Source organism: Aeromonas fluvialis, from assembly GCF_000819885.1.
In the GTDB taxonomy this organism is placed as follows: domain Bacteria; phylum Pseudomonadota; class Gammaproteobacteria; order Enterobacterales; family Aeromonadaceae; genus Aeromonas; species Aeromonas fluvialis.
Genome location: NZ_CDBO01000011.1, coordinates 1 through 19,866 on the forward strand (window position 1 = coordinate 1; position 19,866 = coordinate 19,866).

General features: G+C 54.5%; 17 protein-coding genes. 12 read left to right on the forward strand and 5 right to left on the reverse strand.

The window, feature by feature from the left end:
- Positions 1-127 precede the first annotated feature (127 nt).
- From BN1125_RS02125 to BN1125_RS02155, 8 genes are all read left to right on the forward strand, one after another.
- On the forward strand, positions 128-442 hold the full coding sequence (locus tag BN1125_RS02125; RefSeq protein ID WP_042010380.1) for a hypothetical protein: 315 nt from the start codon (positions 128-130) through the stop codon (positions 440-442).
- Positions 443-444: 2 nt separating this feature from the next.
- The gene (locus BN1125_RS02130; RefSeq protein ID WP_084202228.1) at positions 445-861 is read left to right on the forward strand and encodes a type IV toxin-antitoxin system YeeU family antitoxin; all 417 of its coding nucleotides are present in this window, start codon (positions 445-447) and stop codon (positions 859-861) included.
- 241 nt (positions 862-1,102) lie between these two features.
- A complete protein-coding gene (locus BN1125_RS19825; protein WP_182933527.1) occupies positions 1,103-1,297 on the forward strand; it encodes a ribbon-helix-helix domain-containing protein in 195 nt (64 codons plus the stop codon).
- On the forward strand, positions 1,294-4,149 hold the full coding sequence (locus BN1125_RS02135) for an SNF2-related protein (RefSeq protein ID WP_042010382.1): 2,856 nt from the start codon (positions 1,294-1,296) through the stop codon (positions 4,147-4,149). The genes BN1125_RS19825 and BN1125_RS02135 overlap by 4 nt, the downstream gene beginning before the upstream one ends.
- Positions 4,146-5,279, forward strand: coding sequence for an AAA family ATPase (locus tag BN1125_RS02140; RefSeq protein WP_042010385.1), 1,134 nt, complete (start codon positions 4,146-4,148; stop codon positions 5,277-5,279). The genes BN1125_RS02135 and BN1125_RS02140 overlap by 4 nt, the downstream gene beginning before the upstream one ends.
- Positions 5,276-5,926, forward strand: coding sequence for a DUF4276 family protein (locus tag BN1125_RS02145; protein ID WP_042010387.1), 651 nt, complete (start codon positions 5,276-5,278; stop codon positions 5,924-5,926). Before BN1125_RS02140 ends, BN1125_RS02145 begins: the two co-directional genes overlap by 4 nt.
- A 23-nt stretch (positions 5,927-5,949) precedes the next feature.
- Positions 5,950-7,677, forward strand: coding sequence for a site-specific DNA-methyltransferase (locus BN1125_RS02150; protein ID WP_042010388.1), 1,728 nt, complete (start codon positions 5,950-5,952; stop codon positions 7,675-7,677).
- A gap of 9 nt (positions 7,678-7,686) precedes the next feature.
- Positions 7,687-10,539 carry a DEAD/DEAH box helicase gene (locus BN1125_RS02155; protein ID WP_042010390.1) on the forward strand — a complete coding sequence of 951 codons (2,853 nt, stop codon included), beginning with the start codon at positions 7,687-7,689 and terminating at the stop codon, positions 10,537-10,539.
- A 250-nt stretch (positions 10,540-10,789) separates the two neighbouring features.
- On the opposite strand, the gene fis is transcribed toward BN1125_RS02155, so the two are convergent.
- Both fis and dusB read right to left on the reverse strand, forming a co-directional pair.
- Complete coding sequence (gene fis, locus BN1125_RS02160) at positions 10,790-11,086, reverse strand: DNA-binding transcriptional regulator Fis (RefSeq protein WP_005309538.1); 297 nt, start codon at positions 11,084-11,086, stop codon at positions 10,790-10,792.
- 26 nt (positions 11,087-11,112) lie between these two features.
- Positions 11,113-12,078 (reverse strand): tRNA dihydrouridine synthase DusB, encoded by a 966-nt coding sequence (dusB, locus tag BN1125_RS02165; protein ID WP_042010395.1) that lies wholly within the window; start codon positions 12,076-12,078, stop codon positions 11,113-11,115.
- Positions 12,079-12,368: 290 nt separating this feature from the next.
- On the opposite strand from dusB, the gene BN1125_RS02170 reads away from it, so the two are divergent.
- The 4 genes from BN1125_RS02170 (at position 12,369) to BN1125_RS02185 (ending at position 17,224) form a co-directional block, all read left to right on the forward strand.
- The gene (locus tag BN1125_RS02170; RefSeq protein WP_042010397.1) at positions 12,369-13,790 is read left to right on the forward strand and encodes a TolC family protein; all 1,422 of its coding nucleotides are present in this window, start codon (positions 12,369-12,371) and stop codon (positions 13,788-13,790) included.
- A 73-nt stretch (positions 13,791-13,863) separates the two neighbouring features.
- On the forward strand, positions 13,864-14,868 hold the full coding sequence (locus BN1125_RS02175) for an HlyD family secretion protein (RefSeq protein ID WP_084202230.1): 1,005 nt from the start codon (positions 13,864-13,866) through the stop codon (positions 14,866-14,868).
- Positions 14,868-16,028, forward strand: a complete 1,161-nt coding sequence (locus tag BN1125_RS02180) for an ABC transporter permease (protein ID WP_042010399.1) — start codon at positions 14,868-14,870, stop codon at positions 16,026-16,028. The genes BN1125_RS02175 and BN1125_RS02180 overlap by 1 nt, the downstream gene beginning before the upstream one ends.
- Positions 16,028-17,224: an ABC transporter permease gene (locus tag BN1125_RS02185; RefSeq protein WP_042010401.1), complete on the forward strand. Its 1,197-nt coding sequence runs from the start codon at positions 16,028-16,030 to the stop codon at positions 17,222-17,224. The genes BN1125_RS02180 and BN1125_RS02185 overlap by 1 nt, the downstream gene beginning before the upstream one ends.
- 110 nt (positions 17,225-17,334) lie before the next feature.
- Here BN1125_RS02185 and BN1125_RS02190 read toward each other — a convergent pair whose 3' ends face one another.
- The 3 genes from BN1125_RS02190 to BN1125_RS02200 all read right to left on the reverse strand — a co-directional run bounded on the left by BN1125_RS02190 (position 17,335) and on the right by BN1125_RS02200 (position 19,729).
- Positions 17,335-17,970, reverse strand: coding sequence for an SDR family oxidoreductase (locus BN1125_RS02190; RefSeq protein WP_042010403.1), 636 nt, complete (start codon positions 17,968-17,970; stop codon positions 17,335-17,337).
- Between the two features lie 134 nt (positions 17,971-18,104).
- Positions 18,105-18,959 carry a DnaA ATPase domain-containing protein gene (locus BN1125_RS02195; RefSeq protein WP_042010405.1) on the reverse strand — a complete coding sequence of 285 codons (855 nt, stop codon included), beginning with the start codon at positions 18,957-18,959 and terminating at the stop codon, positions 18,105-18,107.
- A gap of 71 nt (positions 18,960-19,030) precedes the next feature.
- On the reverse strand, positions 19,031-19,729 hold the full coding sequence (locus BN1125_RS02200) for a DnaT-like ssDNA-binding domain-containing protein (RefSeq protein WP_042010406.1): 699 nt from the start codon (positions 19,727-19,729) through the stop codon (positions 19,031-19,033).
- Between the last annotated feature and the right edge of the window lie 137 nt (positions 19,730-19,866).

A 19,866-nucleotide genomic window follows, 5' to 3' on the forward strand; every position in this document is an offset into this window, starting at 1 on the left:
ACTGCAAGCCGGTTATCAACGAGGCGGCTGACTGCGCTCGTTGAGGCCAACCGTCTCGCTCATCCACACACAGCATAAAGGGCCAGCCCTCACAGGCTGGCCCTTTGCATCATTGGAGTCACCGAACATGACCCGTCTTATCACCAGACTCGAGGTGCATCGCTATGCCCCCGAGCTTAACAAACTGCATCTGCGTAACCGGCAGACGTTACCCGCTCCCGGCATCACCACCATCAAAGAGGCCAAAGCCCGTCTATTTGGCCGCTGGCAGCCTGGGCATCAGGTAACCATCACCGTGAGCCATCCCGATTACGTCAATCTTTCACGGCTCTACCGGGGGCGACTGGCAAGCCTGACAGAGCTCCCTGAGCACCTGACCAGACTACGCCAGCGCCACAACGTGCCTGGCACCATCATCGACATTCAACTTAGGTATCGCTAATCATGACCACAACCGATCCCACATGCCCTGTCACACAGCAACCTGAGGTCCCAGCTGTCACGCTGCCTCCCAGCATCAGCTGGGGTCTGCCTAGTGATATCTCCCCACGCTTTGGCGCTCGTCTGATACAGAGTCGCTACCGACTCGATTTTCTATCCGATCGAGCCAGTCTGATAGGTGAATGGAGTGAGGCGCAGATAGCCAATCTCGACCTGGCTTTCCCGGAGATCATCAAGGCTCTGGAAGCCAAGCTGCTCACCGGCGAACTGGATGCCCAACGCCAGCACTGCATTACTATCCAGCACGGCGGCTTTACTTGCGAAGCCGATACCCTGGGTAGCCACGGCTATGTCTATATCTGTATTTACTCTGCGAAGAGCATGGAGGCGACCCCTGATGTCAGTGATAGTCAGAGCTAACTCTGATATCAGCACGATTGTAAATCGTTGGGAAGGTCACTAGTTGGCCTTCCCGTAACGTCTGGGCGCAACTCCTTATAGCTCATGGGTGTGTCTCAATTGGATTTTTGTGGAATGATGATTGGCTACACTTCAGCCAATTTTATCGATAAAGATCATGGAGTTGTTATCTGGAGTGTCATTCAGAGCGACACCGTGATGTAATGTGATGCATCTCGCATCACTATGTGACTTAGGCGCTATGAAATCCGTCAGAACGACCGTCTCTTTATCTCATTCACAGCTCGAGTCCTTGCAACGGATAGCTGAAAGCAATGAGGTGTCCATCTCATGGCTTATTCGCCAAGCTGTAGGGGATTTTCTGGCAGTTCATAACGAGGAGCATTTCCACCCCCTCAAGCGTAAAACTGCACAGCAAGAAGGCAATCAGGAATGACATTCTATTCACCACATCAACAGGCTTGGCTTGCCCATAACCTGACCCTGGAGGGCAAGGCGGAAGAATCGTTAACTAAAACGATGGCCGGTGCCAAGGTGGACATGAACCCGCATCAGATTGAGGCGGCGATGTTTGCCTTAGCTTCCCCCTTGTCTAATGGCGTTATTCTGGCCGATGAGGTTGGATTGGGAAAAACGATCGAGGCCAGCTTGGTTTTGGCGCAAAAATGGGCGGAACGTCGGCGAAAGTTGCTGTTGATCGCTCCTGCCACTTTACGCAAACAATGGAGCCAGGAGCTTGAAGAGAAGTTTTCGCTCCCCTCTTTCATCATGGAGGCCAAGTCCTTCAATGAGGCGAAAAAGACAGGGATAGCCAATCCGTTTGATATGGAAATTGCCTTTGGCCAGCCTGCAATCTGTATATGTTCCTACGAGTTTGCAGCTCGGAAAGCGTTGGAGCTACAACGAGTTCCTTGGGATATGGTGGTCATGGATGAGGCGCATAAGTTGCGCAATATCTATAAAAATGATGGGGCAAAAACAGCCAAGGTGCTTGATAACGCTTTAATGGGCATCAAAAAGGTCCTGCTTTCTGCCACCCCATTGCAGAACAGCATGCTGGAGTTGTATGGGCTTGTATCCGTCATAGACCCGCACTTTTTTGGCGATTTACCTTCGTTTAAGGCTCGGTATGGTCGGCAGCAACTTGAGCAGGTTGAACTGGCTATGCTGCGAACTCGATTGAGCAAGGTTTGTAATCGCACTCTCAGACGTCAGGTCCAAGAAGAAGGTGGGATCAGCTTTACTCGCCGTTATTCCATGACTGAAGACTATCGACCGTCAGCGCAAGAAGAGAAATTGTACAGGCAGGTATCCGAGTACCTGCAGCGTGAAGATCTGCTGGCAATCAAAAGCGGCGCTAGGCATCTGGTGACGCTGGTTATTCGTAAAATTTTGGCGTCCTCTTCACATGCAATTCAAGGTACTTTACAGACCATGATTGCACGGCTGGAACAAAAGCTGCCCCTGCTTGATGCCTTGGAGGATTATGAGAATTTCTCTGACCTTCAGGATGAAGAAGGGATTGGTGACGAGGAGCTGATCGACCCGCAAGCCCTGCAGGCCGAAATTGATCTACTTAAGGATTTTCAAGGCCTTGCCAGTAGTATTTCGAACAATGCCAAAGCTGATGCGCTTGTTCGTGTTCTCGAACGTGCATTTGAGAAAACGGCTGAGCTAGGTGGATCACGCAAGGCTGTAATTTTTACCGAATCGGTTCGGACGCAAACATGGTTGGCAGAGATGTTAGCCACCCAGGGCTATGACGGCCAAATCGTGATGCTGAACGGTAGTAACAGTGATTCTGTGTCGAAACAGATTTATCGGGACTGGCTTGAACGTCATCGAGGTTCAAGCCGTGTCTCTGGCTCCAAAACAGCAGACATGAAAGCCGCTCTGGTTGAGAAATTCCGCGATGATGCCACCTTGATGATCTGTACCGAAGCCGGTGCGGAAGGTATCAACCTGCAGTTCTGCTCCTTGCTGATCAATTACGACTTGCCATGGAATCCACAGCGGGTAGAGCAGCGCATTGGCCGCGTTCACCGCTATGGCCAGAAAAATGATGTGGTCGTGGTCAATTTCATCAACAAGGGCAACCGCGCCGATGAGCGCGTATTTGAACTGCTTAGCCAGAAATTCCAACTCTTCGAGGGCGTCTTTGGTGTTTCGGATGAAGTGCTGGGTTCTATCGAATCTGGCGTTGATATTGAGCGCCGGATCCATGATATCTACCAGCGTTGTCGCAGTGATGCACAAATTGAGTCTGAATTTAATGCTTTGCAGGAAGAACTCAGGGAACATCTTGAAGCCAAAAACAGCGACACTCGGCGTTCACTCTTCGAACACTTCGATGCAGATGTCGTCCGCCGCCTTAATCTTCGTCGCGGCAAGACAACAGCGGAATTGACGGCTTATCAGCAAAAGATGTTGTTGCTGGCGCGTATGACCTTAGAGGGGAATGGTGACTTTAGTGAGTCCATTGATGGTTTTGTCTGGCTAGGGAACAAGTACAATCTGAACTGGCAGAATGCAGAAATTGGGGAAGGTGAGTTTTTCCGCCCCCACGATGGTCTGGGAGCAGCATTGATCGAGCAGGCCAAGACCGCGCCATTGCCACCTGTTGCACTCCAGTTTGTTTATGAACGCTCGCCGGATCAAGGACAATGGGTTGATGTGAAGGAGCAGATAGGTAATAGCGGCTTGCTCAAAGTCATCAAGGTGAGCATTGAGTCAGAGGCGCAGCGACGTGAACAATTGCTGCTGCTAGCCACTAACCATGATGGCGAGCAGTTACATGCCGAGACGGTCGAACGGCTGTTACAACTCCCGTTAGCACAAGCTCCACTCGTCATTCCAGAGCCTGATGTATCAGCCCTGTTAGGCCTGCAGCAAACACTGCTGGGGGATTTCCAGCGTGAGGTTGAACGGGATAACGAAACCTACTATGGCGAGGAAGTAGAGAAGCTGGAACGCTGGTCAGAAGACAAACGCATTGCTCTGGACCTGCGTATCAAACAGCTGGATCTAGAGATCAAGGAAGCGCGCAAGGCCTCCCGGCAGCTGACCTCCTTGCAGGAGAAGATGGAGGCCAAGAGAGCCCTTAAGCAGTTAGAGAGAGAACGAGACAACGCCATGCTGCATTATTACGAAGAGAAGAAACTGATTGAACAGGAGGAGGACCGCCTGTTGGAAGAGGTTGAGGCACGCCTGGCAACCGAAACCCGCGTAACTGAGCTCTTTGCGGTAACATGGCAGATCGTAGCTAATGAATGTGAGGCTGCAGCATGAAGGATGTGACCAGTAGTGACCAGTTGAGCCGCATCGTGATTGATGGCTATAAATCGATTGCTCATTGTGATCTTAAAATGGGCAGTCTGAATGTACTGATCGGTGCCAATGGCGCAGGTAAATCAAACTTTATAAGTTTTTTCAAATTCATCGCAGCTCTGCTAGATAGGCGACTACAACTATTAGTTGGCAAAGCTGGCGGGCCAGACATTCTGTTACATTATGGTCGTAAACAAACTGCAGCTATCGATGGGGTTGTCTCGCTCGGTAAGGATGAATATTGCTTTTCATTAGAACCAACTAATGACAACAGATTAATATTTAAAAGTGAAAGCTCATCAGAGGGGGATGATAAGAAATTTGATATAACACTATCAAATGGCAAGATGATTCAGGCCATAAAAGGGAGCAATAAAAGCTATAGTGCAGGTCATTTTGAGTCAATGGCTGACACTCTTACCCCAAAAATGCAAGTTATTATGCGCCGCTGGCGTGTCTACCACTTCCATGACACCAGCGAAAGTGCCAAGGTCAAGCAGATCCACCGTATCAACGATAATGATTATCTGCGTGAGGATGGATCTAATCTGGCAGCCTTTTTGTTCCGGGTACAAAAAAATCACCCTAGCCACTACAAGCGGATAATACGTACCATCCGCATGGTTGCTCCCTATTTTGGTGACTTTTACCTGCGCGCCACGCCAGATAACCAAGACAGCATTCAGCTTGAATGGACTGAGAAAGATCACGATATCCCCTTCAAAGCCAGCGAGCTGTCGGATGGAACGCTGCGATTTATTCTGTTGGCGACAGTGTTGTTGCAACCAGAAGAGTTTATGCCCAGCGCCATCATCGTAGATGAACCCGAGCTGGGGTTGCACCCTTATGCGATCAACGTATTGGCGGAATTGATAAAGAGTGCAAGTCATGAGCATCAGCTGATTATTTCGACACAGTCTGTCGAGCTCGTTAACCAGTTCGATGCCGAGGATTTGATCGTGGTAGATAAACAAGGCGGCTCCTCAACCTTCAAACGCTTGGAGACTGCTTCATTAAGCGAATGGTTAGAAGATTACAGTCTCGGTGATTTGTGGAGGAAAAACCTGTTGGGTGGGAGACCACAATCATGAGTCGAGTGTTGGTCTTCGTAGAAGGGCAGACCGAAGAAACATTTGTGCGCGATCTGCTAGTGCCCTATTTTGCTCCACTTGGCATTTATCTCACCCCCATCCTGGCACAGACCAGTCCGGGTCATAAGGGCGGGATTGTCAGCTATGGCAAGGTAAAACATCAAGTCACCCGCTTGTGTCGACAAAATCACGGGGCTTATGCTTATGTTACCACCTTGATCGACTACTACGGTTTGCCCACTGACTTTCCTGCCATCGATAACCAAGCGCAGGATGCCCATCAACGCGTGTTGCAGATAGAGCAGGCGCTACAACAGGATATCGATGAGCCTAACTTTATCCCTAATCTGCTACTGCATGAGTTCGAAGCGCTGCTCTTTTCTGCCCCCGCCAAGTTTGCCGAGTGGCTGGATGATGGTGCGTCTGTTGCAGAGCTGGACGCTATTCGTGCTGCGTTTGACTCGCCAGAGCATATCAATAACAGCCCGCAAACTGCGCCTTCCAAGCGGATCCTGGCACTCGTACCGAACTATAAAAAGACACTGCATGGTCCCTTGATTGCTGAAGATATCGGCCTGGATGCGATCCGCGCCCAGTGCCCCCACTTTAATCGCTGGATTGAGCGCCTGCTGGCGTTGCCCCGTTAATTTCCGTTGGAATTAGAATCACAATGAACAAACAAAAACTTGAGCTTACCTGGATTGGCAAGGATAAAAGACCACGCCTTGAGCCACGTATCTTCCTTGAAGACAAGAACCTATCTTTTCAATCTTCATTTGAAGCATCTAATCCAGAGAGCAAGCCTACTCAATCCTTTAATGACAACCTGCTTATTCATGGTGATAACTTATTGGCTCTTAAGGCATTAGAGCATCAATATACGGGGATGATTAAATGCGTTTATATTGACCCACCATTTAACACAGGTGAGGCATTTGAGAACTATGATGATGGCTTAGAGCATTCAACGTGGCTAACGTTGATGAGAGATAGATTAGAACTTATTCATAAACTTATATCTAAAGATGGGACGCTATTTTTACATATTGATGACAATGAATTGGGGTATGTTATTGTCTTGCTAGATGAGATTTTTGGCAGGGATAATAGAGTTAATATTGTTACATTTAAGCAGGGGTCAGCGACTGGACATAAAGCAATAAATCCAGGGCTGGTTACTGTTACTAATTATCTACTTGTGTATGCAAAAAACAAAAAAGAATGGAGTCCAAAAAGGCTATTTACTGCAAGAGAGAGAGATGACCGATATTCTCAATTCATCTATAACTATGAAGATGGATATACATCATGGGATTACAAAACCTTATCGTCAGCATTTTCTGAAACTCTTGGCATGAAACCAGCTGAAGCAAAGAAAAAGCTGGGCGAAAAGTATGAAAAAGAACTAAACGATTTTGTCTTGAAAAATCCTGAGCGTGTAATTCGTACAGCAAGACCTGATTACAGTTCTGTTGGTCAATCAGTTCGTGATGTAATTGATCTTTCACAAAAAGATCCAAACACTGTCTTTTTACTTAAAAGAGATGGCTACTCTGACATGTATTTCAAAAAAGGGGAGCGCATACTTTTTTACAAAGATAAACTCAAAATGGTTGATGGTGAATTGGTTGCCGGAGAACCCTTAACTAACCTTTGGAACGATATTTTATCTAATAATCTACACAAAGAAGGTGGCGTGAAATTTCCCAAAGGTAAAAAGCCTGAGGGTTTGATAAAGAGAGTGCTCGAACTGTGTACTACAGAAGGAGATTTCGTTTTAGATTCTTTCTCTGGTTCCGGAACAACTGTTGCTGTAGCGCACAAAATGAATCGGCGCTGGATTGCGATTGAGCTTGGTGAGCAAGCATTAACGCATATCCAACCAAGATTAAAAAATGTAATTACAGGTCGAGATCAAGATGGTATTTCCAAGTCTGTTAACTGGCAAGGTGGCGGTGGTTTTAGATATCTTCGCTTGGCTCCTTCTCTGCTGAAAAAAGATGACTGGGGAAACTGGGTTATCAATAAGGAATATAATGCTGAAATGCTGGCCGAGGCTGTATGCAAGCATATGGGTTTTACTTACGCACCGAGCCAAACCCAGTTCTGGAATCATGGTTACAGCACCGAGACTGACTATATCTACGTGACCACCGGTTCACTGGCTTATGAGCAGCTCAAACGGATCAGTGAAGAAGTGGGGAGTGAGCGTACTCTGCTGATCTGCTGTAAAGCATTTATGGCAGAAGGTGCCGATCTCCCGAATTTGACGCTGAAGAAGATCCCCAAAATCATTCTGAACAAATGCGAATGGGATCATGATGATTACAGCTTCACCCTCAATGTGCTGCCAGAAGAGCAGGACGAAGAGTGGGCTGATGACGACAGCGAAGAATAAGGAAAACAGATGAGCAACGGGACCACTATCGCCAACCAGATCGGGGCGCGCCTTTCCCTGCGCAAGCCGCAGAGTGAATCGCTTGCGATCCTCTGCCGCTTGTTAGAACAGCTGAAGCTGGAGAAAGAGCCTGATTTACAGCACTGGATTGATCTCCTCAAAGCCGAGAAGCTGCCATTCAAGAGTTTTGAGCGAGACTTCCCTTCGCTCTGCTTTGCTCTGGCAACCGGTGTCGGTAAGACTCGCCTGATGGGAGCCATGATTGCATGGCTCTATCTGACCGGGCGTAGCCAGCATTTCTTTGTCTTGGCTCCTAACCTGACAATCTATGAAAAGCTGAAGCAGGATTTTCTGCCCGGCTTGCCCAAGTATGTGTTCCAAGGCATCCCCGAATTGGCTCAGACACCGCCGGTATTGATCACCGGTGATGACTATCAGGAGGGACGTGGCGTTCGTCTGGATCAGGTTCAAACGATGAGTGCTACGGGGGATTTGTTTGCTGCCGAGACCGCGCCGCATATTAACATTTTTAATGTTTCCAAGATCAATGCTCTGGATAACAAGAAGGGGGCAGAGAAGTCCAAACAGGCGAAAGTTCGCCGTCTGCAGGAGTATATCGGGGACTCCTACTTCAACTATCTGGCCGACTTGCCTGATCTGGTGGTCTTGATGGACGAGGCCCATCGTTACTACGCCGACTCTGGTGCAACTGCAATCAACGACCTCAAGCCGGTGTTGGGTATCGAGCTGACGGCAACACCGAAAACCACTGGGGCCAAGCCACGAGAGTTCAAGAATATCGTGTTGCACTATCCGCTTGCCCGAGCCCTCAATGATGGTTACATCAAGACTCCGGCAGTGGCTACCCGCAAAGACTTCAAAGCGAGTAATTACAGCGAACAGCAGCTTGAAGCCATCAAGCTGGAAGATGGTATCCATCATCATGAATACGTAAAGACCGAGCTAGCCAGCTACGCCAACAATACCAATCGGCCACTGGTTAAGCCCTTTATGCTGGTGGTTGCGCAAGACACCAACCACGCCGAAGCCATCAAGGCCCGTATAGAAGATAGCGAATTCTTCAATAGTGCCTATAAGGGTAAGGTGATTACCGTCCACTCTAACCAAACCGGCCAAGAGTCTGACGAAAACACCCAACGCCTGTTGGCGGTTGAGCATGACAAGGACACCGAGATTGTCATCCACGTTAACAAGCTCAAAGAAGGTTGGGATGTCACCAACCTCTACACCATAGTACCGCTGCGTGCGTCCGCTTCTGAGATCCTGACCGAGCAGACCATCGGCCGGGGTTTGCGCCTGCCCTATGGGAAACGTACAGGGGTCGAGGCCGTGGATCGTTTGACGATCATTGCCCATGACCGGTTTCAAGAGATCATTGACCGTTCCAACCAGGAAGACTCCATCATCAAGAAAATGCTCTTCATCGGGGCTGATGATGACGATGACGGGATCCCGGAACATAAGCCGAATCAAGTGATCGTGCCATCGCAGGCCGATACGCTGCTGGGACTAACTCCTACTGATGGTCAGGGCCATCAAGTCAAGGAGGGCTTTGCTCCACCATACCAGGGCAACAGTTCACTCACAGGTAATCTCCCACCGGTTCTCGCAACTGAGGCTCAGCGGCAAGTTGCCGAGATCACTGTCAGGATCATCAGCGATGAAGCCAAGCGTCTTGGAAGCAGCAAAGAGTTGATGACACCTGAAGTGCTACAAAGCGTTACCCGCAAGGTTCAGCAGGTAATGAAGGAGATATCACCACCTATCTCCAGCCCAGCAATTCAACCGGAGCTGACCGGTATGTCTTCCCCTGCTCCAATTGCTCCGCGTGAGTTGGATGAGAAGAGTATTGCGAAGCTAGTTGGCCAGATTTCTGAAAAAGTAGCAGAACACACTATCGACATTCCCCAAATAGTGATCCTGCCGACCCGTGATGTGAACTATGGTTTTGCAGAGTTTGAGTTGGGTCGGTTAAACAGCATTGCGATGCGGCCAAGTAGTCAGGAGATGCTGCTGCAAAATCTGCAGGACAACAGCTCCAGCACCATCAGTTGGGCTCAAAGCGGCATGTCAGAGGAGCGGCTGGAAAACTACCTGGTTCATTATCTCTTCGATCATGACGAAATTGATTATGACGAGCATGCGGGATTGCTTTACCGCCTTGCAGGGCAAATGGTTGCGCATTTGCAAACCTACCTGAATGATGAAGAGGTAGAGGTTCTGCTCAAAACACAGGGACGGCAACTGGCAGACTTTATCTGGGTGCAGATGAAGCAGCATATGTGGACGACACCAACCGATTACGTTGGCCACGTTACTAAAGGGTTTGATGTATTACGCCCAGCCACCTTCAACTATGCCCATAACGAACAGCCTCGTGACTTCCGCTCTCCCATCCAGGCAGGAGAGAAGAGCAGGGTTCGCCAGATGTTGTTCACTGGATTTAGCAAATGCTGTTATCCGTACCAAAAGTTTGATTCTGTCGATGGTGAGTGGCGCCTAGCGCAGATCCTCGAAGGGGATGCAAGCGTGCTCAAGTGGATGAAGCCTGCCCACGGACAGTTCCGGATCGAGTATGCCAATGGGCAGAACTATGAGCCTGATTTCGTGGTGGAGACTAAAGACTCCTGCTTGCTGATCGAGCCCAAAAAGGCAATCGAGGTATCAACCCCAGATGTGCAAGCGAAAGCTCGGGCTGCGGTTCGCTGGTGCAAGTACGCTAACGACTATGCAAGCCAGCATTCTGGCAAGCAATGGCGTTACTTGCTGATCCCCCATGACGATATCGAGTTGGGGCGGAGCATTGCGGGTTTGATGCAAGAGCATGAGATGACGAGTTAACCGAGGCTCGTACAGCTAAACAGAAACAACAGCAGAGGGCTTTTTAGCCCTCTGCTGTTCTATGGTGTGGCCAAAAAATCAGGAGGACTGGAGGCTATGGCTCAAAGACAGTAATCAGTACGACCTTAAAGGGGCGGTCAACATAGATGCCTAGCCCTACATGTGTGGGTTCAAATGTGGGTTCAAAACTAAAAAAGCACTTTCATTAAAATGAAAGTGCTTTTATTTTCAATAGCTTAGTTGTTATGGCTTAGTTCATGCCGTAACGCTTGAGCTTCTTGCGCAGGGTGCCACGGTTGATACCCATCATCACGGCAGCGCGAGTCTGGTTACCACGGGTGTACTGCATGATCACGTCCAGCATCGGCGCTTCGACTTCGGAGAGAACCATATCGTACAGATCAATCACTTCCTGACCGTTCAACTGGGCCAGGTAGTTACGCAGAGCCTGTTGCACAGAGTCACGCAGGGGGCGCTGGGTCGGCTCGGCAGCGTGATTGTGAGTAGTTGTTACCAATGCATCAGAAGTCAGGGTTTGTTCGAACATATTCGGTCGGCTCTTTAGTTATCTTGTTAACCTAATCCATCGAAATACGCTTCGAGTGCCTCTAGTTGTGCGTTTGCACAATCCAGGGCATTGAAGTGCTTGCGGAATTCTCGGCCCGTCTCTTCTTCATCCAGATACCAGCCCACGTGTTTACGGGCGATGCGCGCTCCCAGATAGGCACCATAAAAGCGGTGCAGATTGGTGACATGCTCGTTCATCAGGGTGCGAACCTCTTCCCTTTCGGGAGGCGGCAGCTTGGTGCCCGTCTCAAGAAAATGACGGATTTCCCGGAAAATCCAGGGTCGTCCTTGCGCAGCTCGGCCGATCATCACGGCGTCGACACCGGTATAGTCGAGGACATACCGGGCTTTCTCCGGGCTGTCTATGTCGCCATTGGCGACAACAGGAATCGATACGGCCTGCTTAATCGCCTTGATCGTGTCGTACTCCGCTTCGCCCCGATAGAGGCAGGCACGGGTACGACCATGCACGGCAAGGGCCGCGATACCGCAATCTTCGGCGATTCGGGCGATCTCCACGCCATTGCGGTTATCCGGATCCCATCCTGTGCGGATCTTCAAGGTGACAGGCACCTCCACTGCATCCACCACGGCCCGGCAAATTGCTTTGACCTGATCGGGGGCACGCAGCAGGGCAGAACCTGCCAACTTTTTGTTCACTTTTTTTGCCGGACATCCCATGTTGATGTCGACGATCTGTGCGCCCTGCTCCACGTTGTAGCGGGCAGCAAACGCCATCATCTCGGGGTCGGCTCCGGCAATCTGGACCGATCGCAAACCGCCTTCTGCAGAGTGATCCATCCTCATCCTGGTTTTCTGGGTATCCCAGACATCCGGGTTGGCCAGCAGCATCTCGGAAACGGCCATGCCGGCACCCAGCCGCAAACAAAGTTCACGGAATGGTCGGTCAGTTACACCGGCCATGGGCGCCACAATCAGGGGAGTTTCAAGCGTGTGGGGACCTATCTGCATTCCACGGTTACCATCGGCTTAGGGCGGCGTATATTACGCATTTTTTAGGCAGGAGAAAAGGTTAGTATTTGAGCGTTAGCCATTTTTTTCTGAAAAAAACGTCGCACCAAGGCTTGCAAATTCTGGAGTTATTGAAAAACAGCCATATTGATCGTCAGGGAGTGCTGTACCATTTGGGCCACCCCCTTGCATAATTGTCTGTCCACTTGTCGGCCCCGTTTGCGTTATGATGGCGGGCTTATGTGAGCAAAAGCTCCAAACATTTTTGCAACAATGCGGATTGGGGATCTATGACGTCAAGGTTCATTACATCACTCTGGCCGTGTCTGCTGGGTGCCGTGCTGGGGTCGGCGCATGCACAGACCATCAGCTTCAGCGAGGCCTGGACCCGGGTCATCCAGCAGGATGAGGGACTGGCTGCCGAGCAGGCCGGAGTCGATCGGGCCAAGCAGTTGCGCGAGGCGGCCAAAGACATGTATCTGCCCAAGGTGGATCTGGGGGCCAGCTATACCCACCTCGATCAGCCGATGGAGCTCGACTTGATGGATCTTAACCCCATCGCCAGCCATCCGGAGATGATTAAGGCGTTGCAGGGCATTCTGGGCCAATTGCCGGTCTCTCTTCCCCACCTCTCTCCTGACGACTTTGTTACTCCCCTTACCAAACAGAACGTGGTGACCAGCTCGGTCAAGATGCTCTGGCCACTCTTTACCGGTGGCCGTATCGATGCGGCGCAGGATATCCGCCAGGCGCAGGTGAGCGAGGCGCAGCAGTTGCTGGTGCTCAAGCAGCAATCCACCTTTGAAAGCCTTTCCCAGACCTATTTCGGCGTGGTGCTGGCCGCTCAGGTGGTGCAGACCAGGCAGGAGATCGAAGAGGGGTTGGCCTATCATCTGGATCACGCCAAGAAGCTTGAGGCCCAGGGCCAGATCGCCAGGGTGGAGCGCCTCTCCGCCCAGTCGGCCTATGATCGTGCCCGCATCGATACCCAGAAGACGCGCCGCAGCCTCGAGATCGCCGAGCTGGCCCTCGGCCACATGCTCAAACTGCCCCGCGCCGAGCCCGGCAGCAGCCTGTTCGTCAACCAGGAGCTGCCGCGCCTCGATGGCCTGGTGCAGCAGACGCTGGAAGTACACCCCGGCCTCAAGTTGCTCAGCGCCAAGAAAGAGCAGGCCAAGGGGATGATCCGGATGGAGAAGGGCAAATATGCCCCGGAGGTGTTCCTGTTCGGCAATTACAACCTCTATGAAGATGATTCGCTGGCCGCCAAGACCGCGCCGGACTGGTTGGTGGGGGTGGGGGTCAGTATGCCGCTGGTGAGCCGTGATGGCCGCTCCGAGACGGTGCAAGCCGCCAAGAGTGCCGAGCTGCAGGTCAATCTGCTGCAAGCCAAGACCCGCCAGGATCTGGAGCTGCTGGTAGAAAAGACTTGGCGCGAGGCGGCGCAGGGGCTGGAGGAGTATCAATCCCTCTCCTCTACCCAGGCGTTGGCAGAGGAGAACGTGTTGCTGCGGGATAAGGCCTTCGGTCAGGGGCTCTCGACCTCCCTCGATGTGGTAGATGCCCAGAACCAGCTGGCGGGGGTCAAGACCCAGCGTGCGGCGGCGGCCTATCAATATGTGGTGTCGCTGGCCCGCCTGCTGGCGCTCTCCGGCCAGATGAACAGTTTCAATCAATATCAGCATGGTCAGGTGATCGAGGTGAACTCATGATCCCGGCCCTGTCTGTTTCTTTTTTCATGTCTGTTTCGACCACCAAGGGTCGCCCGTTTGTCGAGGTGAAGTGATGAGCCATCCCCCCATCAAAAAGAAGATGAGCCAGGGTAAACCGCTGTTGTTGCCGCTGGCGCTGGTGATCCTGGTGGTCTGGCTTGGCTGGCGTTTCTGGCTCGCCTATCAGCCTGAACCGGTACACCTGCAAGGGCAGATCGAAGCGCAGCAGTACTCGGTCTCCTCCAAGGTGCCGGGTCGCATCGACGAGGTGCTGGTGAAAAAGGGCGATCAGCTGGCCAAAGATCAGCTGGTCTTTACCCTGGCCAGCCCCGAGATTGAAGCCAAGCTGAGCCAGGCCAAAGCCGGTGAGGCGGCTGCGGGTGCCATGGCGCAAGAGGCGGAGAAGGGGGCCCGTGCCCAACAGATCGCAGCCGCCAAGGATCAGTGGCAAAAAGCCAAGGCTGCCGCCCTGCTGCGTGGCAAGACCTATGAGCGGGTGGCTAGCCTGCACCGCGACGGCGTGATGCCGCTGCAAAAACGCGACGAGGCCTGGACTGCCTGGCAAGCCGCCCGTTACAGCGAAGGGATGGCGTGGCAGCAATACCAGATGGCGCAAGAAGGGGCGCGGGAAGAGACCAAGATCGCCGCCCGCGAGAAGGCCAAGATGGCAGCCGGTTCCGTGGCCGAAGTAGAGGCCTATCTGGCCGATACCCGCATCACCAGCCCCCACAATGGTGAAGTGAGTCAGGTGCTGCTGCGTAGCGGCGAGCTTGCGCCGCAAGGCTTCCCGGTGGTGACCCTGCTCGATATGAACGATGCCTGGGCCCAGTTCCATATCCGCGAAGATCTGCTGCCCCGCTTCCCGGTGGGTACCGAGTTTGATGCCCGTATTCCGGGGCTGGGCGACCAGCAGGTGCGCTTCAAGGTGACCCATGTGGCCGTGATGGGGGACTTCGCCACCTGGCGTGCCACCGATACCCGCCAGGGTTTCGATATGAAGAGCTTCCAGCTGGAGGCCCGCCCGCTGCAACCGGTCGACGGGTTGCGGGTCGGCATGAGTGTGCTGGTTGAACTCTGATGGGACGTGAATTTCGGCTGCTGTGGCAGGATCCCTTCAGTCGTGCCCTGATGAGCTGGGTGCCGCTGCTGCTGATGGGGATCCTCTGCTGGATCTTCTCGGCAGGGTTGGCCCGTGACCTCAAGGTAGGGCTGGTAGATCTCGACCACAGCGTGCTCTCGCGCCAGCTCGCTTTCTCGCTGGATGGCTCGGCCGGGCTCAAGGTGGCGCAACAGTTTGACTCCATCGAGGCCGGGGCGCGCGCCTTGCGCGGCGGCGACATCTATGCGCTGGTGGTGATCCCCACCCATCTGGAGCGGGATGCCCGTCAGGGCACTCAGCCACAGGTGACGGTGTTCAACAACGGCCAGTTCATCCTCATTGCCAAGCTGGTCAACTCGGCGTTGGCGCAGGTGGTGGGCACCCTCAACGGTCAGGTGGGCGTGCTGGAGGCGATGGCCGACGGCAAGACATTGCCTGGCGCGCTCGGGCAGTCGGTGCCCATCAGCAGTCAGGTAACGGCGCTCTATAACCTCAACTCCAGCTACGCCCAGTTTCTGCTGAGCGCTATTCTGCCTGCTGTGTGGCAGATCCTGGTGGTGCTGTTCGGCCTCAATGCGCTGGCGCGTACCGATCGGCTGGGACTGGACTGGACCACTCGCGGTGTCTGGTTTGGTCTGTGGCGCACCTTGTTGCCCCATGTGCTGATTGGCTGGGGCTGGGGAATAGTCTGGACGCTGCTGCTATTCAAGGGGTTCTCCTATCCGATGCACGGCAGCTGGTTAGTATTGCTGGTGGGGCTGGGGCTTGCCTCGGCCGCCTGCGTCACCATGGGTGCCTTCTTTTACGGCATCATCCGGGATCCGGCCCGTGCTCTGTCGCTGGCGGGGGCTTACACTGCGCCCGGTTTCGCCTTTATGGGGGTCACCTTTCCGGTGAGCGCCATGGGTGATTTCGCCCGCTTCTGGCGCAGCCTGTTGCCGGTCTCTCACTATGTGGAGCTGCAAATTGGCCAGAGCAACTATGGTCTGCCCCTCGCATCGGCGCTGCCGCAACTGGGGGCGTTGATGCTGTTCCTGCTCCCCTTGTTGCTGGTGGTTCGCCGTTACAAGCAGCAGGCCGAGCTGGCCCGTCAATCAGCAGCTGCCGTTGTGGCCGTCGCCGAGAAGGAGCCCGAGTGATGTTGGGATTTGTCGATCTGTTGCGCCTCGAGCTGCGCACCCTGCTGGCGGATCGCGCCATCATGCTGACCCTGTTTGGCGGGGTGATCTTTTACTCGTTTCTCTACCCCCAGCCCTATCTGCATCAGTTGCCGCGGGAAGAGGCGGTGGTGGTGGTCAACGAGGATGGCAGCCAGCTATCGCGCCAGCTGGAGTTTATGGCCGATGCCACGCCGCAGGTGACGCTGGTGGCGCGGGTCAATTCGCTGGCCGAGGCGCGCCAGTTAATGATGGCCGGGGAGGCGAGCGGGATCCTGCACATTCCCAACCACTTCTATCGGGACCTGATGCTGGGCAAGAGCGTCACCCTGAGCTATGCCGGTGATGCCTCCTACTTTCTGGTCTACGGTACCATTGCCGAGGGGTTGGCGCAGGCCGGTGGCACCCTCGCCGCGCAGGTGAAGGTGGCGAGGTTGCTGAGCCACGGCGAGGCGCTGCCACAAGCGGCCATGGGCTGGAGTGCGGTGGCTCTTAACGTGGTGCCGGTGTTCAACCCCACCATGGGCTATGTGAACTACGTGGTGCCGGCGGTGTTCGTGCTGATCCTCCATCAGGTGCTGCTGATGGGGGCGGGGATCCTGGGGGCGACCCAGAACCAGCGCAGTTGCCGCGGCGAGCATGGTTACTGGCAAAGCTCGCCGGTAGTGCCGTTGCTGCTGGCCAGAACCCTGGTGCTCGCGGGGTTGTTCCTGCTGCCGGTGAGCTACTGCCTCGGCTTCTGCTTTGATCACTACAATATCGCTCGCCATGCCGACCCGCTGGAGTTGTGGCTGTTCGCCCTGCCGTTCCTGCTGGCGACCTGCTGGTTCGGCATTGTGCTGGGGGCGATCTTTACCCGCCGAGACCTGCCCACTCAGGTGGTACTCATCTCCTCCCTGCCGCTGGTCTTTCTGGCGGGCTTTATCTGGCCGCTGGAGCTGATCCCGGCGCCCCTCAACTGGCTGGCTCAGTGGGTGCCCACTATCCCGGCCATCGAGGGTTTTCTGCGCCTCAACCAGATGGGGGCCGACTTTGCACAGGTCTCCCGTTACTGGTGGCAGCTATGGGGACTGGTGCTGCTCTACGGCGCGCTGGCCTGCCTGCTGCTGCGCTGGCGGCAGCGGTCGCTGCCAGTTGTCCGCCCGTCAGTCGTGCAGAGTGAAACGACTGCCGGTTAAGCGGGATGGGGCAAGTGCGCGTGAGATGGCGTGTGCGGTAAAGCGAAAACGGTCAGCCGAAGGGCTGACCGTTTTGTTATGTGATAGGTATGAGCAGTTTTACTGCTGCTTTAGCCGCGCTGGAGTTCGGGATCGCCGATGGCGTAGATCTGCCCCATCGCCGTCTCATCCGCCAGCAGGCGCAGCCCTTGGGTGGCCACATCGGCGCGGCGCACCAGTCCATGAACCTCCTTGCCCTGACTCAGCTCGGCGCGGCCGGTGGCGTCGCCATCCTGCAGGCCCGCAGGGCGCAGAATGGTCCACGCGAGGGAGCTGGTCTGCAGCCAGCTCTCCGCCAGACTCTTGAGGCGCACCTCGTGGCCGAAAGCGACGCGGGCCCGCTCAGGCAGATATTGCCAGCTGTCGCCACAGCCGAGAGAGGTGACCAGCAGCAGCCGTTTCAGATCTGCTTGCTTCATGGCATCGATCACATGACGGTTGCCCTGATAGTCCACAGGAGCTGCCTGACGGAAGCTGCCGAGGGTAGAGACAACCTGTGCATCTTGCCCTGCCCGGACGCATGCCTGCTGCACCGCAGCCGGATCCAGCGCATCCCCTTCGATCACCTCGACTCCCAGCGCACCCAGTTCCGTGGCCATCTCGGGGCTGCGTACCAGCGCAACGACCCGGTGACCCTGGCTCAGGGCGTGGTGAGTAAAGGCGCGGCCCAGCCCGCGGCTGGCTCCGAAAATCAGTGTGGTTGGCATAGCGTGAGCTCCCTTGGCAAAAGGGGTTAGCCTAGTGGCTTTTGCATTCGATGTAAATGAGAGTTGTTTCTATTTGTAAGCCGGCAGGGAGGAGAGAGTGCGAGCCGCCAGCGACTCGCACTCTTTGAGAGGGATCAGCCGTTGTAGTTGCCGATGCTGGGGCGACGGCTTGGGCCGCTCAGGTGGATATCCACCGGATTGAACGCCTTGATCGCCTCATAGCTGAAATCACCGATCGCCTGATGCAGGCTCTGGGGCGTGTGGTTGGTGATGATGATGACGCTTTTTGACAGGTTGCGACGACGGCGCAGCAGGTGGCCGAGGAAGCTGGACTGGCTCTCCGCCATCTTGGCGCGGTTGGCCGATACCTCATCGATGATCAGCAGATCCACCTCTTCCAGTGCGCGGCGGTACTGGTTGCGCTCATCCTGATCGGGGATCACGTTGAAGAACAGCCGATCGACGATGGAGGCCCACTGCTGGAAGATCACCGATTTCTGGTGACGGGCGATCAGCTCGTGTGCCACCGCACCCGCCAGGGTTGACTTGCCAGTGCCGTAGTCGCCGTAGATCAGCATGCAGCCGCCACCGCTCTTCTCCCAGTGCTCGAAACCACTGATAAAGTAGCGGGCGGTTTCGATGGGATATTGCAGCGCCGGATCTGTGGCATCCATCTTGTCGAACACCCAGTCGGGGTTGAGGTCGGCCTGGGCGATCAGCTTCTGGATCCGCTCCTGACGGGCCGCCTTCTGCAGCTCGCGCACCTCGGCGTTGGCCTTGGCGTCATACTCCTTGCGCAGGGTCTCGTAGTCATACTGGCCGCCGCCGGTCTCCTGCTGCAGGCGACGAATGCGCTCCAGCAGGCCACCCACATGGCGGCTCAATTCCGGGTCGTGAATGCGGTGATCCTGCTTGGCCTTGGCGATCTTCTGGCGCTTGGCCTCGATCTCTTCCAGCTCCTGGCGCAGGGGATCTTGCGGGTCAGTCATGGAATGCTCCTTCTGCTCGATCAGGGATGGGTAGACAAGGGCTTGATTTTGCCTGCAGGCGGGGGCCGCTATCAATCATTATCCGGCTCCTGCTGCGCTGCGGGTTCTTGCGTCTGCTGTTGGGCCAGTCGCTTGGCCTCTTCAATCATCTGTTGGGCCCGTTTGCTGGGGCCTGACTCTGCCTGGGCCGGCGTCACCTGCTGATAGCCCTGCATCTCCATCGGCTTGCGACGGGTATAGCGGCGGGTTTTGAGAGCGCGAATGAACTTGAGCATCCATTGATGCTGGGAGTCGAACACCTCGGGGCGCCCCAGCCAGTAGGCGATAAACTCCCCCAGATCCTCTTCGCTGTAGCTGGCATCGATCACCCCGCACAGACGGGCGAGGGCGGGCAGCTCTTCGTCCGGTCGCCACTGCAGGTGCATCTGGAAGGGGCGCTCCGGCAGCGGGCTGCGCAATTTCTGGGTCAGCAGCGGTAACTGGAACGGGCACTGATGGTAGTGCTCACTCTCGGGCTGCGCCTCGACCTGCAGCAGGCCCGCCTCCATCAGTTCATCGAACAGTTCGGTGAGCTGGCGGGCATTGACCTGAAACGAGAAGCCGCAGGGATCGCCCGGATCGACCACTGCCAGCGCCCGACCCAGCTCGGGGTAGTTGATCCGGGCTGGTTGATTCTCCAGCACCAGTCGACGCAGTTGCAAGGTATAGAGGCTACGAGCCGGATGGGACAATCTGGGGTGGGCAAGGGCGCTGTATTCGGCTGGAGTCATGATCTTCTTCACGGGCTGGAGTGGGTGGCATTATCCCCTATGGTGCTCTCCTGCACAATTCGTCACACAGCCCGTGAGCGCCCCCATATGGTTATGGGCGGGTGGTGAACCTTGCGTCTACCTCGGGGGGGGGGGGG